General features: G+C 68.8%; 14 protein-coding genes and 1 pseudogene. 7 read left to right on the top strand and 8 right to left on the bottom strand.

Annotated elements, in window-relative coordinates:
• Positions 1-70 precede the first annotated feature (70 nt).
• From pqqC to folK, 7 genes are all read left to right on the top strand, one after another.
• On the top strand, positions 71-1,153 hold the full coding sequence (gene pqqC / locus DK389_RS20590) for a pyrroloquinoline-quinone synthase PqqC (RefSeq protein WP_109892356.1): 1,083 nt from the start codon (positions 71-73) through the stop codon (positions 1,151-1,153).
• Positions 1,150-2,295 carry a pyrroloquinoline quinone biosynthesis protein PqqE gene (gene pqqE, locus DK389_RS20585; protein ID WP_109892354.1) on the top strand — a complete coding sequence of 382 codons (1,146 nt, stop codon included), beginning with the start codon at positions 1,150-1,152 and terminating at the stop codon, positions 2,293-2,295. Before pqqC ends, pqqE begins: the two co-directional genes overlap by 4 nt.
• On the top strand, positions 2,292-3,002 hold the full coding sequence (locus tag DK389_RS20580) for a hypothetical protein (RefSeq protein ID WP_109892352.1): 711 nt from the start codon (positions 2,292-2,294) through the stop codon (positions 3,000-3,002). The genes pqqE and DK389_RS20580 overlap by 4 nt, the downstream gene beginning before the upstream one ends.
• Positions 2,983-3,351 (top strand): hypothetical protein, encoded by a 369-nt coding sequence (locus DK389_RS20575; protein ID WP_109892350.1) that lies wholly within the window; start codon positions 2,983-2,985, stop codon positions 3,349-3,351. The genes DK389_RS20580 and DK389_RS20575 overlap by 20 nt, the downstream gene beginning before the upstream one ends.
• A gap of 203 nt (positions 3,352-3,554) precedes the next feature.
• Positions 3,555-4,331, top strand: coding sequence for a dihydropteroate synthase (gene folP, locus DK389_RS20570; RefSeq protein ID WP_194075246.1), 777 nt, complete (start codon positions 3,555-3,557; stop codon positions 4,329-4,331).
• Positions 4,331-4,702 (top strand): dihydroneopterin aldolase, encoded by a 372-nt coding sequence (gene folB, locus DK389_RS20565; RefSeq protein ID WP_109892346.1) that lies wholly within the window; start codon positions 4,331-4,333, stop codon positions 4,700-4,702. The genes folP and folB overlap by 1 nt, the downstream gene beginning before the upstream one ends.
• Entirely contained in the window at positions 4,699-5,175 is a 477-nt protein-coding gene (gene folK, locus DK389_RS20560) for a 2-amino-4-hydroxy-6-hydroxymethyldihydropteridine diphosphokinase (protein WP_109892344.1), read from the top strand. The genes folB and folK overlap by 4 nt, the downstream gene beginning before the upstream one ends.
• A 51-nt stretch (positions 5,176-5,226) precedes the next feature.
• Here folK and xoxJ read toward each other — a convergent pair whose 3' ends face one another.
• From xoxJ to DK389_RS20520, 8 genes and pseudogenes are all read right to left on the bottom strand, one after another.
• Positions 5,227-6,081, bottom strand: coding sequence for a rare earth element methanol dehydrogenase accessory protein XoxJ (gene xoxJ / locus DK389_RS20555; protein WP_109892342.1), 855 nt, complete (start codon positions 6,079-6,081; stop codon positions 5,227-5,229).
• Positions 6,081-6,701, bottom strand: a complete 621-nt coding sequence (locus DK389_RS20550; RefSeq protein ID WP_109892340.1) for a c-type cytochrome, methanol metabolism-related — start codon at positions 6,699-6,701, stop codon at positions 6,081-6,083. The genes xoxJ and DK389_RS20550 overlap by 1 nt, the downstream gene beginning before the upstream one ends.
• Positions 6,702-6,841: 140 nt before the next feature.
• Positions 6,842-8,643, bottom strand: a pseudogene (xoxF1, locus tag DK389_RS20545) (lanthanide-dependent methanol dehydrogenase XoxF1).
• 685 nt (positions 8,644-9,328) lie between these two features.
• Entirely contained in the window at positions 9,329-11,533 is a 2,205-nt protein-coding gene (locus DK389_RS20540; RefSeq protein WP_109892338.1) for a xanthine dehydrogenase family protein molybdopterin-binding subunit, read from the bottom strand.
• 11 nt (positions 11,534-11,544) lie between these two features.
• Entirely contained in the window at positions 11,545-12,015 is a 471-nt protein-coding gene (locus tag DK389_RS20535; RefSeq protein WP_109892336.1) for a (2Fe-2S)-binding protein, read from the bottom strand.
• 172 nt (positions 12,016-12,187) lie between these two features.
• On the bottom strand, positions 12,188-12,475 hold the full coding sequence (locus DK389_RS20530; RefSeq protein WP_109892334.1) for a hypothetical protein: 288 nt from the start codon (positions 12,473-12,475) through the stop codon (positions 12,188-12,190).
• Positions 12,476-12,598: 123 nt separating this feature from the next.
• Entirely contained in the window at positions 12,599-13,756 is a 1,158-nt protein-coding gene (gene rnd, locus DK389_RS20525; protein ID WP_109892332.1) for a ribonuclease D, read from the bottom strand.
• A 75-nt stretch (positions 13,757-13,831) separates the two neighbouring features.
• Positions 13,832-14,257: a hypothetical protein gene (locus DK389_RS20520; protein WP_236960197.1), complete on the bottom strand. Its 426-nt coding sequence runs from the start codon at positions 14,255-14,257 to the stop codon at positions 13,832-13,834.
• Positions 14,258-14,400 lie beyond the last annotated feature (143 nt).

Here is a 14,400-nt window from a genome sequence, read left to right as displayed (position 1 = left end):
TCGGCTCGCCCCGCCCCATCTAAAAACCGTTCCAGGAAACGCGACTCGAAGACGGACGCTTGGACACGCCATGACCGCAGCCTTCCCGACCCCCGCTGCCGACGAGACCCAGCGGCTGCTCAGCCCCGAGGAGCTGGAGGCGGCGCTCCGCGACATCGGTGCCCGGCGCTACCACAACCTGCACCCGTTCCATCGCCTTCTTCACGATGGCAAGTTGAACAAGGATCAGGTCCGGGCCTGGGCGCTGAACCGCTACTATTACCAGGCGATGATCCCGGTGAAGGACGCGGCCGTCCTCGCCCGCATGACCGACGCGTCGCTGCGCCGGGTCTGGCGCCAGCGCATCGTCGATCACGACGGTGACCATCCGGGCGACGGCGGCATCGAGCGCTGGCTGAAGCTCGCCGAGGGCGTCGGCTTCGGGCGCGAATACGTGCTCTCCACCAAGGGCATCCTCTCGGCGACCCGCTTCTCGGTCGATGCCTACGTGCATTTCGTCTCCGAGCGCTCGCTCCTCGAGGCGATCGCCTCCTCGCTCACCGAGATGTTCTCGCCGACGATCATCTCCGAGCGCGTCGCCGGCATGCTGAAGAACTACGACTTCATCACGAAGGACACGCTCGCCTATTTCGACAAGCGCCTCACCCAGGCCCCGCGCGACGCCGACTTCGCCCTCGACTACGTGAAGCAGCACGCCACCACCCCGGCCCTGCAGCGGCAGGCGATGGCGGCGCTGACCTTCAAGTGCAACGTCCTCTGGACGCAGCTCGACGCCCTCTACTTCGCCTACGTGGCGCCCGGCATGGTGCCGCCGGATGCGTGGCGCCCCGGCGAGGGGCTGGTGGCCGAGCTGGCCGTGACGCGGGCCGCCGGCACCGGCAAGGTCGAGGCCGGCGACGTTCCGCGCCTGCCCCGTGGCGTACGTCTGCGCTTCGACGAGACGCGCCAGAAGCACGTCCTGCTCGCGCCCGAGCGGACCTTCGATCTCGACGACAACGCGGTCGCCGTCCTCAGCCTCGTCGACGGCAGCCGCACGGTCACCGACATCGCGGTCAAGCTCGGCGAGACCTACGCCGCCGACCCGAAGCTGATCGAGGCCGACATTCTGGTGATGCTCAACGACCTCGCGACCAAGAGGGTGCTGGAGCGATGAACGCGATCACGCCGAGCCGCCAAGCGGTCCCTGCCCCGGTCGGGCTCTTGGCCGAGCTGACCCACCGCTGTCCCCTGCGCTGCCCCTACTGCTCGAACCCTCTGGAACTCGATCGCCGCTCGCGCGAGCTTGATACCGAGACCTGGCAGCGGGTGCTGACGGAGGCGGCCGCGCTCGGCGTGCTCCATGTCCACCTCTCCGGCGGCGAGCCGACGGCCCGCAACGACATCGTCGAGATCACCGAGACCTGCGCGAAGCTCGGCCTCTACTCGAACCTGATCACCTCGGGCGTCGGCGGGGCGCTCGACAAGCTGCAGGCCCTCTACGACGTCGGGCTCGATCACGTGCAGCTCTCGGTCCAGGGCGTCGACGCGCAGAACGCCGAGAAGATCGGCGGCCTCAAGAACGCGCAGCCGCAGAAGATGCTCTTTGCCGAGAAGGTGACCGCGCTCGGCCTGCCGCTGACCCTGAACTCGGTCATCCACCGCGGCAACATCCACGAGGTCGAGGGCTTCATCGACCTCGCGGTGAAGCTCGGCGCCAAGCGGCTCGAAGTGGCCCACACCCAGTATTACGGCTGGGCCTACGTGAACCGCGCCTCCCTGATGCCGAACAAGGCCGACGTCGACGCCTCGATCCGCATCGTCGAGGCGGCGCGCGAGCGGCTGAAGGGCCAGCTCGTGATCGACCTCGTGGTGCCGGATTACTACGCGAAATACCCCAAGGCCTGCGCCGGCGGCTGGGGGCGCAAGCTGATGAACGTCACGCCGCAGGGGAAAGTGCTGCCCTGCCACGCGGCCGAGACGATTTCGCAGCTTGAGTTCTGGTACGTGACGGAGCATTCGCTGGGCGACATCTGGGCGAACTCCCCCGCCTTCACCGCCTATCGCGGCACCAAGTGGATGCAGGAGCCCTGCCGCTCCTGCGATCGCCGGGAGAAGGATTGGGGTGGCTGCCGCTGCCAGGCGCTCGCGCTGGCGGGCGACGCGGCGGCCACCGACCCGGCCTGCTCGCTCTCGCCGCTGCACGCCAAGGTGCGGGCACTGGCGGCGGAGGAGGCGGCGGAGAACCCGCCGGACTACGTCTATCGGACGATCGGCAGCAACGTCCGGTCGCCGCTGAAGGAGGAAGCGAAGCTGTGAGGATTCTGACGATTGCGGCCTGTCTCGTCCTGCTCGCCGCGCCGGTGCTCGCGCAGACCGCGCCGTCCGAGGCGCCCGCTGCCGGGACGGTCAAGGCGGGAGGCCCCCCGGCCGCCGCCGACCTGCTCTTCGAGCAGCCGCAGATGCGGAACACCACGCCCGGCACGACGCTCACCTACGATTACCTCCGTCGCTCCGGCATCGCGAAGGGTCCGTTCGGGCCGCCGCTCAACGACACGATCAAGCTGAAGCTCGAGCCGGGCAAGGGCGCCGACGACCGCACCATCCGCGTCGAGATGTTCTCGGGCCAGAACCGCTTTCCGGCCGGTCCCTTCGAGGACATGCCGGGCAATCCCGTGATGACGCTCTTCCTGGAGCACCACCTGATGGCGCTCGCCAAGGTGCTGGAGGCGAACCCGCGCTACCTCAAGAACGCGATCCGCAAGGGCCTGCGCGACGGCGCGACGGTCACCCCGACGAAGGTCACCTATCAGGGCAAGGACGTCGACGCTTGGCGCGTCGAGACCAAGCCCTTCGAGGGCGACAAGCTCGCCGAACGGATGCGCGGCATGGCCAACATGACCTACACCTTCGTCACCTCGCCCGCCGTGCCGGGCGAGCTGGTCTCGATCGAGGCCCAGTCCAAGAACGCCGAGGGCGGCGAACTCCTCGAGGAACGGTTGAGCTATGATCAGAAGGCTGGCTGAGCGCGGCGCGCTCGCGGGGCTCGTGCTCGCGTCCCTCGTCGGGCCCGGGCTCGCGGCGCCGGACCTCGAGAACGACTATCCGACCGAGGCGCGCGTCGATTACGTGTTCGGGTGCATGGCGGCGAACGGGCAGACCCGAGAGGCGCTGCAGCGCTGCTCCTGCTCCCTCGACGCCCTCGCCTCGATTCTGCCCTACGACAAGTACGTGCAGGCGAGCACGATCCTCTCCATGCGCCAGGGCATCGGCCAGCGCTCGAACGAGTTCCGCTCGACCAAGATGTTCGACGACAAGGTCGCGGATCTTCGCCGCGCCCAGGCCGAGGCGGAGATCCGCTGCTTCCGCGGCTGAGCCGGGCGATATCCTCCTCCGCCTCGGGGGTGGGCAGCCTCCACCGGCGCCTGCCCCCGTTGCCTCCCCGCCCGCTTTCGTCCAAACCCGGGCCCTTCCGGGGCCGCGACGCCCCGCCCGCAGGGCCTTGCGCGTTTTCCGTGAGCGACACACCCTCCACCCTCGCCCGCCTGCTGCCCGGCCTCGGCCGGCAGACGCTCGTGATGGGCATCCTCAACGTCACCCCGGACTCGTTCTCGGATGGCGGCCTCTTCCTCGGTGAGGCCGCGGCGCGTGCGCAGGCCGAAACCCTGGTCGCGGACGGGGCCGCCCTCGTCGACATCGGCGGCGAATCGACCCGGCCGGGCCACTCGCCCGTCCCGGCCGAGGAGGAGCAGGGTCGCGTCCTGCCCGTGATCCGGGCGCTCGCCGCCCGCCTCCCGGTCCCGATCTCGATCGACACCTACAAGGCCTCAACCGCCGAGGTCGCGCTGCGGGCCGGCGCCCGGATCGTCAACGACGTCTGGGGCCTTCAGCGGGAACCCGACATCGCCCGCGTCGCGGCCACGCACGGCGCGCCCGTCATCGCCATGCACAACCGCGAGACGATCGACCCCGGCCTCGACATCGTCGACGACATGCGCCGCTTCTTCGAGCGCTCCCTCGACATCGCCCGCCGCGCCGGCATCCCGGACGCCGACATCGTGCTCGATCCGGGCATCGGCTTCGGCAAGAGCTGGGAGCAGCATCTCGAAGCCCTGCGGCGCCTGCCCGAGATCCGGGCGCTCGGCTTCCCGCTTCTCGTCGGCGTCTCGCGCAAATCGCTCCTCGGGCGGCTGCACGACCGCGAGACGCGACCGGTCGACCGGCTGCACGGCTCGATCGCGGCGCATGTCCTCGCCGGCACCCTCGGGGCCGACATCGTCCGGGTGCACGACGTGGCAGCCCATATCGACGCGATGCGGGTGGTCGACGCGGTGATGCGGCCGGACCGGACCTGATGGCGGACCGCATCCTCGTCCACCGCATCGCGGTCTACGCCTATCACGGCCTGCTGGAGGAGGAGGCGCGGCTCGGGCAGCGCTTCTACATCTCCCTTGATGCCGGCCTCGAACTCGGTGCCGCCGGCCGCTCGGACGCGGTCGACCAGACCGTCAGCTACGCGGACCTCACCGAGATCGCGGTCGGGATCGCGACGGGACGGCGCTTCGCCCTGATCGAGGCGCTGGCCGAGGCGATCGCCGAGGCGTGCCTCGGCCGCTTCTCGCGTCTCCAGTCGATCACGGTGCGGGTCGACAAGCCGAGCGCGCCGGTGCCCGCGGTGATCGACGGCGTCAGCATCGAGATCACCCGCGCAAGGGCGGTTCCATGAACCATCAGGCCTATCTCGGGCTCGGTAGCAATATCGGTGACAAGGCGGAAAACCTCGCCGCCGCCGTCGAGGGCCTGCGCGCGCGGCCCGGCATCCGGATCACGGCGCGCTCCGGGGATTACCGCACGCCGCCCTGGGGCGACACCGACCAGGACTGGTTCCTCAATGCTGCGATCGGCATCGAGACCGACCTGAGCCCGCACGACCTGCTGGAGGCCTGCCTCGCCACCGAGGCCACGCTCGGGCGGGTGCGCGAACGCCGCTGGGGGCCGCGCGTCATCGACATCGACGTCCTGTCCTACGCGGGCGCCGAGGTCTCGGACGAGCGCCTCGTCCTGCCGCATCGCTACGTCCGCGAGCGCGCCTTCGTGCTCGTGCCGCTCGCCGAGATCGCACCCGACCTCGTCATCGGCGGGGAGACGGTGGCCGAGGCGCTGGCGAAGCTCGACGCGACCGGAATCGATCGGGTCTGACCGGAGCCGGATGTGCGAAGGGCCGGAACACGGTTCCGGCCCTCCCGTCCTTCAGTTCTTCTCCGGCTGGAGGAGCTTGTTCTCCTCCTCCTGCAGGAGGGGCACGTGATAGTCGCGCAGCACCTGCTCGATGTCGGCCCGGCGCTTGCGCAGGATGGTGTTGAGGCTCCGCTTCCAGTCGTTCTCCTCGTGCCGCACCCCCATCGAGATGCGGAAGATGAGCGCCGGACGGTCGGGCTCCTGCAGCAGCGGCACCACGTCCATCTCGACGCCGCTCTGCTTGGCGAGCCATCCGGCCGCCGGACCCCACAGGACGGCGGCGTCGAGCTTCTTCTCGGCGAGGTCCGCGATGATCTCGGCCGCGACCGTCTGGTTCTTGCGCCCGGGATCGAGCTGGTAGGGCGCGTAGGCCTTCATCGCGCTGACGAGGCCGAGCTCCCCCATCCGGCTCACCGGCGGCGTGCCGGCGATCACGCCGATCGACTTGCCCTTGAGCTGCGGGTCGTCGAGGCGCGTCACGCCCGTGAGGTCGCCCTTGCGCGAGACCAGCGTGTAGGCCGAGCGGTAATAGGGGTTGGTGTTCTGCACGAGCTCGGCGCCGGAGGCGGAGCCGATGATGAGGTCGCACAGGCCGGTGCCGAGGGTGTTCCGGACGAAGCCCGGCCCCTGCGTCAGCCAGTAATAGCGGACCTTCACCTTGAGTTCGTCCGCGACGATCGCGGCGATCTTGTTCTCGAATCCGTCCTCCTTGCGCTGGGAGAACGGCATGTTGCCCGGGTCGCCGCAGACGCGCAGCACATCCGTCGTGACGAGGTCGGGCAGGTGCTGCGCGGTGGCGTGCCGCGCTCCTGCCGGGATCAGCAGGAGCGCGAACGTCGCAGCGAGAAGCGTGCGTGAGCGGGACATCAGCCGCCCAGGCACTCCTTCTCGGTCGTCTTGACGGCCTCGGGCTTCTCTTCCTTCTCGCCCGGACGGGCGCGGCCCCAGGCGCCCGCGGCGCGGGCCTTCAGGTAGACGTAGAGGTCGTCGGCGTAGCACATCACGTTCTTGTTATCGCCGAAGGCCGGCATGACCTTCTCCTGGCCCGCCTCGGTGTCGCGCTTGCCGCCGGCGAGGATGCCGATGAACTCCTCGTAGGAGAGGCGCTTCAGTGAGTCCTTGAGGGCGGGCGCGTAGGTCGAGCCCATGGCGTCCGGGCCGTGGCAGACGTGGCACTCCGCGTGATAGCGGCGGTATCCGGAATACAGGTACCAGTCGACTTTCTTGCCCTCGTTGGTGACCCGGAAGGTCGGGTGGCCCATGCTGTCGAGGTACTTGCCGTCGTCCACCTTCACGGCGGCGTCGCGGGCCAGCAGCTTCTCGTCCTTCTCCTTGTCGTTTGGATTCAGGGAGTTGGCGAGGGCAGGATCGGCAGGAGCGTTGGCGGCGGGCTTGGCATCCTCAGCATGTACGGCGACCACGGCGACGGTCACTAGGGCGAGGGCAGCCACGGCGGGCCGCAGGATGGTATTGCTGAGGTAATGCAAGAGACGTTTCTCCCTGAGACACCCGGCCGGACCGGTTGGATGCCCGGCCGCTCTTCCTTCTTACAAGACATCTAAATCATAAGGATGCCGGCGCGGAAACCCGCGCCGGCACCCCTTTCGTGCGGTTCCTCTGCGACCGATTAGTTCGGCAGCGTGAAGACGGTCAGCTGACCGCCGAGGTTGGTGTAGTTCGACAGGGCGGCGTAGCCGCCGACCGCGCCGAGACCGGCATTCGGGTCGGTCAGGCCGGCCGCGAGGCCGATGCCGGCCCAGCCGCCGACGCCCGACAGGACGCCGATGTACTGCTTGCCCTTGTGCTGGTAGGTCATCACGTTGCCGATGATGCCCGACGGGGTCTTGAACTTGTACAGTTCCTTGCCCGACTTCGAGTCGACCGCCTTCAGGTAGCCTTCCAGCGTGCCGTAGAAGACCACGTCACCGGCGGTGGCGAGCGCGCCCGACCACACCGAGAACTGCTCGGGGTTCGACCACTTGATCTTACCCGCCACGCCGTCCCAGGCGATGAAGTTACCCATGCCGCCGTGCGAGTTCGGGGCGGGGTACATCGACAGGGTCGCGCCGACATAGGGCTGGCCCGGGTGTAGGACACCTTGAAGGGCTCGTAATCCATGCAGACGTGGTTGGTGGGAACGTAGAAGAGCTGCGTCTTCGGCGAGTAGGCAGCGGGCTGCTGATCCTTCGAGCCGAGGGCGGCCGGGCAGATGCCCTTCGAGTTCACGTCCTCGCCGTTCTGCTCGGTCGAGTACTTCGACACGACCAGCGGACGGCCGTAGGTCTTCGAACCCTTCTCCATGTCGACCTTGGTGGCCCAGTTCACCACCGGATCGTACTTCTCGGCGACGAGAAGCTCGCCGGTCGCGCGATCGAGGGTGTAGCCGAAGCCGTTGCGGTCGAAGTGGGTCAGCAGCGGACGCTCTTTGTCGCCGACCTTCTGGTCGGAGAGGATCATCTCGTTGATGCCGTCGTAGTCCCACTCGTCGTGCGGGGTCATCTGGTAGACCCACTTGACCATGCCGGTATCCGGGTTACGCGCCCAGATGGTCATGGACCACTTGTTGTCGCCCGGACGCTGCTTCGGGTTCCAGGTCGAGGGGTTGCCCGAGCCGTAATACATCAGGTCGAGCTTCGGGTCGTAGGAGAACCAGCCCCAGGTGCAGCCGCCGCCGGTCTTCCACTGATCGCCTTCCCAGGTCTTCAGCGAGGAATCCTTGCCGACCGGCTTGCCGAGCGAGGTGGTCTTCTCGGGATCCATGATCATGTCGGCGTCCGGGCCCTGGGAGTGGCCGCGCCACACCTTCTTGCCGGACTTGAGATCGTAGGCGGTGACGTGGCAGTTCACGCCGAACTCGCCGCCCGAGATGCCGACGATGACCTTGTCCTTGACCGGCAGAACGGTCGCGGTGTTGGTCTCGCCCTTCTTCGGGTCGCCGTTGACGACCGACCAGTTGACCTTTCCGGTCTTGGCGTCGAGCGACACCAGCGTCGTGTCGGCCTGGTGCAGCAGGATGGCGCCGTCGGCGTAGGCCAGGCCGCGGTTGACCGTGTCACAGCACATGACCGGGATCACGGACGGGTCCTGCTTGGGCTCGTACTTCCAGGCGATCTTGGCGTCGTGGTCGAGGTCGAGGGCGTAGACGATGTTCGGGAACGGGGTGTGCACGTACATCATGTTGCCGACGACGAGCGGGGAGCCCTCGTGGCCGCGCAGCACGCCGGTCGAGAAGGTCCAGGCGACCTGGAGGTTCTTGACGTTGCCGGCGTTGACCTGGTCGAGCTTCGAATAACGGGTGTTGGCGTAGTCAACCGTCTGAAGCACCTGCTGGGCAGGATTGTTGATTTCTTTGATCAGGTTTTCGTTGGCGATGGCAGGCGCCGCAGCCGCCATGCCAGCACCGAGTGCGAGAAGATGGACCGCTCTCATGGATTCCTCCGACAGATCTTAGAGTCCTCATGCGCAATCGTTCTGATTACGTAAGAAGACCTGACCTGTTGTTTGCGACAGGGATCGAAGCTCCGGTAGCGGGCGGGTTATCGTGTGCCGGACGGGCACCGAGCCAGAAGCCGCCATCCCTTTGGCGTCCTCCTCGAAACCGAAGCTTGAACGAACTCTAAGAAAAATTTGGCCGCCGTCAACTCGCTTGCGAGCCTCAAAAACGTGTCCCGTTCAAGTCCTGGTGAGGCCCTCGAACGGGATCGACCGTCTATCGCTGTGCAGTGCGCCATGTTGCAACGCAAAACGAAAGTGTTGCCGTTCAAAGTTACTTTTCAGTTTGAAGTCGGCTTTGCATGCGTTCGATGCATGTTTCAGACGGCTGGCGGCGCGCGGCATGCGAAAAGGTCGAGCCTCATGCAGTCGGATTGGGCAACGTGTCCGTTCGGGAGCATTCGGCAATAGATGCATTGCAAAATGGCCAAGCTCGCCCCCTCGGTGCGAAGGGACGCCAGCCCGCGCGATCCGAGCGGCCCCTGCGCAATCCTGTCGCGTCTGCGGCGAGACGGCGCAGCCGCGGTGCCGCGCGAAGCTTGTGAATTTCTCCCGCTGCCGTTGACGGGCGTCACCGGGCCGCGCCCGCTTCGTCGGGCGCGCGGCGCGACTCGGTGGGCCGTCAGGTGCGCTGCAGGCCCGCCTTCACCTTTTCCGGCGTGAAGGGCACCGAGCGCAGGCGCGCGCCGGTGGCGTCGAAGACGGCGTTCGAGATCGCCGAGGGGACGATCGCGGCGGAGGGCTCGCCCGCGCCCCAGGGCTTGTCGCGGGGTCGGTCGATCAGGTCGATCAGGATCTCCGGCACCTCGGGGAAGGTGAGGATCGGGTAGCTCTCCCAGTCGAGGCTCGTCACGCGGGAGCGGTCGAAGGTGACCTCCTCCTTGAGCGTGCGGCTCATGGTCTGGATGACGTTACCCTCGATCTGGTTGCGCACCCCGTCCGGATTGATGATCTGCCCGCAATCCTGAGCCACGCAGAAGCGGGTGACCCGGATGGCGCCCGTGGCGCGCTCGACCTCGACCTCGGCGACCGCCGCGACGTAGGTCCGGTAGAGCTCGTACTTCACGTAGGACAGGCCGCGGCCGCGCAGGGTGTCGCCCTGCTGCCGGTGGGGCGAGGGCCGGCTGTCCCACCCCGCGAGGGCGGCGGCGCGCTTCAGGACGGTCACGCCGCGCTCGTCGCCGAGGCTGCGCAGCCGGAAGTCCAGCGGGTCGATCCCGGCGGCGGCCGCCAGCTCGTCGAGGAAGGCCTCGTTGGCGAAGGTGTTCTGCATCCGCCCCGGCGTGCGGATCCAGGACGGTCGCAGAGGCGTCTCGGCGAGCCGGTGGCAGACCGTGCGGACGTTCGGGAAGGCGTAGGGGATCCCCGAATTGTGGATGATGTTGCCCGGCGCGTTGTTCGTCTCGTGCGGGAGGTTCGCGAGGCTCGCCGCCACCAGCGGCACGTTGCCGGCCGCGCCGTCGGGGATGAAGAACTCCGAGGCCCAGGCCGCGACGTTGCCCTCGCCGTCGAGGCGGGCCGAGAGATCGATCAGGGTCGGCGGACCTTTCGGGTCCCAGCCGTGCTCGTCGGCTCGCGACCATTGCACCCGCACCGGATGGCCGACCGCACGGGCGAGCAGCGCCGCGTCGCCCGCCGCGTCCTCGTGCCCGTTGCGGCCGTAGCAGCCCGAGCCCTCAATGTAGATGCAGCGCACGTCGTCGAGGGGCAGCGCCATCATCGCGGAGAGCTGCTTCCTCAGGGCGTGCGTCATCTGGGACGCCGTCCAGACGCTGAGCTTGCCCTCGCTCAGCATCGCCACCGCGCAGGAGGGCCCGATCGAGCCGTGGGTGTGGATGGCGAAGTCGTAGGTGGCCTTGAGGACCTTGCCCTCGCCCTGCAGCGCGCCCGCGGCGTCGCCGACATTCATGGTGACGTCGTCCTTGGTCACGCGGGTGGCGCGGACATGGTCCCAGAGGCGGTCCTGCTCGGGCAGGTCCGCGGCCTCCGACCAATGCGCCTGGATCTGGCGCGCGGCCTTGATCGCCGCCCACTCGGTACGGGCGACGACGCCGAGGAAATTACCCTCGCGCACGATGCGGATGAGGCCCGGCACGTCGCGCACGGAGGCCTCGTCGACGCTCTGGAGCTGCGCGCCGATCGCCGGCGGGCGGACCACGCGGCCGTGCAGCATGCCGGGCAGCCTGAAATCCTGCATATAGGCGAAGCGGCCCGCGATCTTCTCCGGGATGTCGAGGCGCTGCACGGACTGGCCGACGAGCGTGTAGCTGCCGGGATCCTTCGGCGCGACGTCCTTGTCGACCTTCAGGGAGAAGCGGCCGTCCTTGAGGAGCTCGCCGTAGGCGATGCCCTCCCCGCCCGCCTTCGGGCGCACGAGGCCGGCCTCCGTCACCAGATCCTCGCGCCGGCGGCCGAGGCGCTCGGCAGCGAGCGACAGGATCTGGCGCCGCGCGGTCGCGCAGGCGAGGCGGATCTGCATGCCGCCGTTCTGGATCGACAGGCTGCCGTAGGTCGGGCCCTGATCGGGCGTCAGCGCGGTGTCGCCCTGAACGAGCCCGACATGGTCGAGGGGCAGGTCGAGTTCCTCGGCCGCCATCTGGATCAGCGCCGTGCGCACGCCCGTGCCGAGATCGACCTTGCCGGAATAGATGGTGGCGAAGCCGTCGCGGCTCAGCGCCAGGAAGGCGTCGACCTCCTCGGGCGAGACCGGCTTCGAGGGGGCGGTCGGCGAGGCGGCGAGCGCTGCGACCGGGCTGCTCAGGGCGAAGCCGACGACGAGCGCGCTGCCCTTCAGGAGAGCGCGGCGGGAGAGGTTGGTCTCGGTCATCGTCCCCTCCCCTAGAGGCTCGCCGAGGCGCGCTCGACCGCGCGCACGATCCGGAGATGCGTGCCGCAGCGGCAGAGGTTGCCCGCCAGCGCCTGCAGGATCTCGGCCCGGCTCGGCTTCGGGTTCTGCGCCAGCAGCGCCGCCGATTGCATGATCATGCCGTTGATGCAGTAGCCGCACTGGGCCGCCTGCTCCTCCACGAAGGCCGCCTGCAGCGGGTGCGGCGTGCCGTTCGCGCCGAGCCCTTCGAGGGTCACCACTTTCTGGCCCGGCTGCAGTGCCGAGAGCGGGGTCGTGCAGGAGCGGATGGCCTGCCCGTCCACGTGCACCATGCAGGCGCCGCACTGGCCGAGGCCGCAGCCGAAGCGCGGCCCGCGCAGCTCCATCTCGTTGCGCAGCACGTAGAGGAGCGGGGTGTCGGGGTCGTCGGGAGAGACGGTGACGGCGCGGCCGTTCACGGAGAGGGATACGGGCTTGCCCATCGCGGCTCCTCGCGCCGTCCCCGGCGCGCCTGTCGGGTTTAGATTGAATACAATCTTCCGATCCGAGGTAGAGACCCGATCGCGGGTGGAGGTCAAGATTCTCCGGTGTCCCGGCTTTCAGGATCGACCCGCCTGTCGCGTCCCCTCGAAGCGCCGCGTCCCCTCCGCTCGGTCAGAACCCCGTCAGCAGTCCGGTGCTCTCGAATTCGGCGACGTCGCCGACGAGATCGGTCACCGAGATCTCGATGCGGCGGCCGTTCTTCAGGCGCAGGACGGAATCGGGTTCGAGCCAGATCGGGCGCAGGCCCACCGCGCTGCCGACGAGCGTGCCGTAGGCGACGAGGCTGCCCTGGCGGCGCTCGATCACGATCCTGTAGCGCACCCGCACCGACTCGCAGCCCGCGGCGGAGACGTGGCCGCGCCCCGTCAGCGTCTGGAGGACTTCGTTGGGTTCATACATCGGGCCGGGATACGCGGGAGGGGTGCGGGATGTTCCGGCAATCAACTTGCCGATTAATCCCGATCCCGCAACCGCTGACCGGCTGCCGAAGGGTGATTGATCCTCAGGAATGAGGAGCCGGGATCATTCCACCTCGCGCACGACCACCCGGCCGCGCTCGATCGAGAGGGCGAGGCGGCCGCTCTTGAGCGCGAGGGCCTTCTCGCCGAACAGACCGCGGCGCCAGCCGTGCAGCACGGGCACGTCGGCCTCGTCGTCGTCGGCGATCGCTTCCAGATCGTCGACCGTGGCGATGATCTTGGGCGCCACGCCCTCCGCCTCGCAGACGGCCTTGAGGAGCACCTTGAGAAGCTCGACGAGGGCGCCGTTGCCTCCCCCGCCCCGGCCGCGGCTGCGCTCCGGCATCGCGATCTCGGCGGTGTCGCGGCCAAATCCCCGCTCCACGGCGGCGAGGATGTCGGCGCCGGTGCGGGAGCGCTCGAAGCCGGCGGGAATCGAGCGCAGGCGACCGAGCGCCTCGACGCTGCGGGGCGCCGAGGTGGCGACGTCGATCACCGCCTCGTCCTTGAGGATGCGCCCGCGCGGCACGTTGCGGGTCTGCGCCTCGCGCTCGCGCCAGGCGGCGACCTCCATCAGGACGGCGATCTCGCGGGGCTTGCGCATCCGCCCGGACAGGCGACGCCAAGCCTGGGCCGGGTCCGCCCGGTAGGTCTCGGGCGAGGTCAGCACGCCCATCTCCTCGTCGAGCCAGGCGCCCCGGTCCGTCTCGACGAGCTGGCCCGCCAGAACCTCGTAGATCGTCACGAGGTGGGTCACGTCGGACAGGGCATAGGCGAGCTGCGCGTCGGAGAGCGGGCGCCGCGACCAGTCCGTGAAGCGGGAGGACTTGTCGATCTTGGCTTTGGCTACGTCGTTGACGAGCTGCTCGTAGGAGACCGAGTCGCCGTATCCGCAGACCATGGCGGCGACCTGCGTGTCGAAGAACGGGTGCGGCAGGAGTTCGCCCAGCATCCAGATGATCTCGAGATCCTGGCGGGCGGAGTGGAACACCTTCACCACGCCCTCGTCGGCCATCAGGTCGACAAACGGCTTCAGGTCGATCTTCGCTGCCAGCGGGTCGACCAGCACCGCGCTCCCGTCCGGCCCCGCCATCTGGATCAGACAGAGCTTCGGGTAATAGGTGGTCTCGCGCATGAACTCCGTGTCAACAGTGACGAAGGGCTGCGCGGCCAGACAGGTGCAGGCGTCGGCGAGGGCCGACGTGGTCGTGATCAGGTCCATGGCCCGCCTATACCGAAGGTTCGTCGGGAAAGGGAGGCGCGGCGCGCGCGAAGTCCCCGCAAATCCGGGCGTTCCTCAGGCCGCCCGGCGCGGATCCGGGCGGCCGCGCGTCCGCAGCCGGCGCGCTCGCGCCGCCCGCTCGCGCCGCTGCACCTCGGCCCGGGCGAGCAGTAGGTCGAGGATGCCGGCCTCGACGCGCTGGCCGGTCGCCCCGTCGGTGAGGCGCCGGATCCGGTCGACCCGGAATCCGCGATAGCCGCCGCGCCCGCGGTCGATGCCGCCGATCAGCGTCCGGCCGGGACCGAGCTTCAGCTCGCGCGCCTCCAGCCGGCGCGCGCTCCAGGCACCGTTCCCATCTTCGTAGACGAGCTCGAAGCTCCCTTCGAGCGGCAGGACGCGCCAAGCGCCCTCCTGCCGCTCGGACGCGGGCGCCTCCTGTACGGCCCCGCCGGCCGGCCCGCCCGGAGCCGCCTCGGAGGCGAAAAAAGCGTGCATGTTCATAGGGCTTATATGGGGTCGCAGGCCGCGTACCGGAAGGGTCCGGCCGTACGGATCGCGCCTGTCGGCCGCCTTCGCGGAGCCTTGTGCTTGACTTCGCTCCCCCCGCGTGAATGGTGCCGGCCTCCCACCCGAAGAAGTCCGCC

It is taken from the genome of Methylobacterium durans (genome assembly GCF_003173715.1).
In the GTDB taxonomy this organism is placed as follows: domain Bacteria; phylum Pseudomonadota; class Alphaproteobacteria; order Rhizobiales; family Beijerinckiaceae; genus Methylobacterium; species Methylobacterium durans.
Note: the sequence above shows the minus strand (reverse complement) of the source record. Positions and strands in the feature narration are given on the sequence as shown.

Bases quoted from the DNA above. Each gene is read 5' to 3' on its own strand.
- pqqC (WP_109892356.1), top strand. From the start codon at position 71: ATGACCGCAGCCTTCCCGACCCCCGCTGCCGACGAGACCCAGCGGCTG.
- DK389_RS20535 (WP_109892336.1), bottom strand. From the start codon at position 12,015: ATGGGCAAGCCCGTATCCCTCTCCGTGAACGGCCGCGCCGTCACCGTC.
- DK389_RS20575 (WP_109892350.1), top strand. From the start codon at position 2,983: ATGATCAGAAGGCTGGCTGAGCGCGGCGCGCTCGCGGGGCTCGTGCTC.
- rnd (WP_109892332.1), bottom strand. From the start codon at position 13,756: ATGGACCTGATCACGACCACGTCGGCCCTCGCCGACGCCTGCACCTGT.
- folP (WP_194075246.1), top strand. From the start codon at position 3,555: ATGGGCATCCTCAACGTCACCCCGGACTCGTTCTCGGATGGCGGCCTC.
- DK389_RS20540 (WP_109892338.1), bottom strand. From the start codon at position 11,533: ATGACCGAGACCAACCTCTCCCGCCGCGCTCTCCTGAAGGGCAGCGCG.
- xoxJ (WP_109892342.1), bottom strand. From the start codon at position 6,081: ATGTCCCGCTCACGCACGCTTCTCGCTGCGACGTTCGCGCTCCTGCTG.
- DK389_RS20530 (WP_109892334.1), bottom strand. From the start codon at position 12,475: ATGTATGAACCCAACGAAGTCCTCCAGACGCTGACGGGGCGCGGCCAC.
- folK (WP_109892344.1), top strand. From the start codon at position 4,699: ATGAACCATCAGGCCTATCTCGGGCTCGGTAGCAATATCGGTGACAAG.
- DK389_RS20520 (WP_236960197.1), bottom strand. From the start codon at position 14,257: ATGAACATGCACGCTTTTTTCGCCTCCGAGGCGGCTCCGGGCGGGCCG.
- pqqE (WP_109892354.1), top strand. From the start codon at position 1,150: ATGAACGCGATCACGCCGAGCCGCCAAGCGGTCCCTGCCCCGGTCGGG.
- folB (WP_109892346.1), top strand. From the start codon at position 4,331: ATGGCGGACCGCATCCTCGTCCACCGCATCGCGGTCTACGCCTATCAC.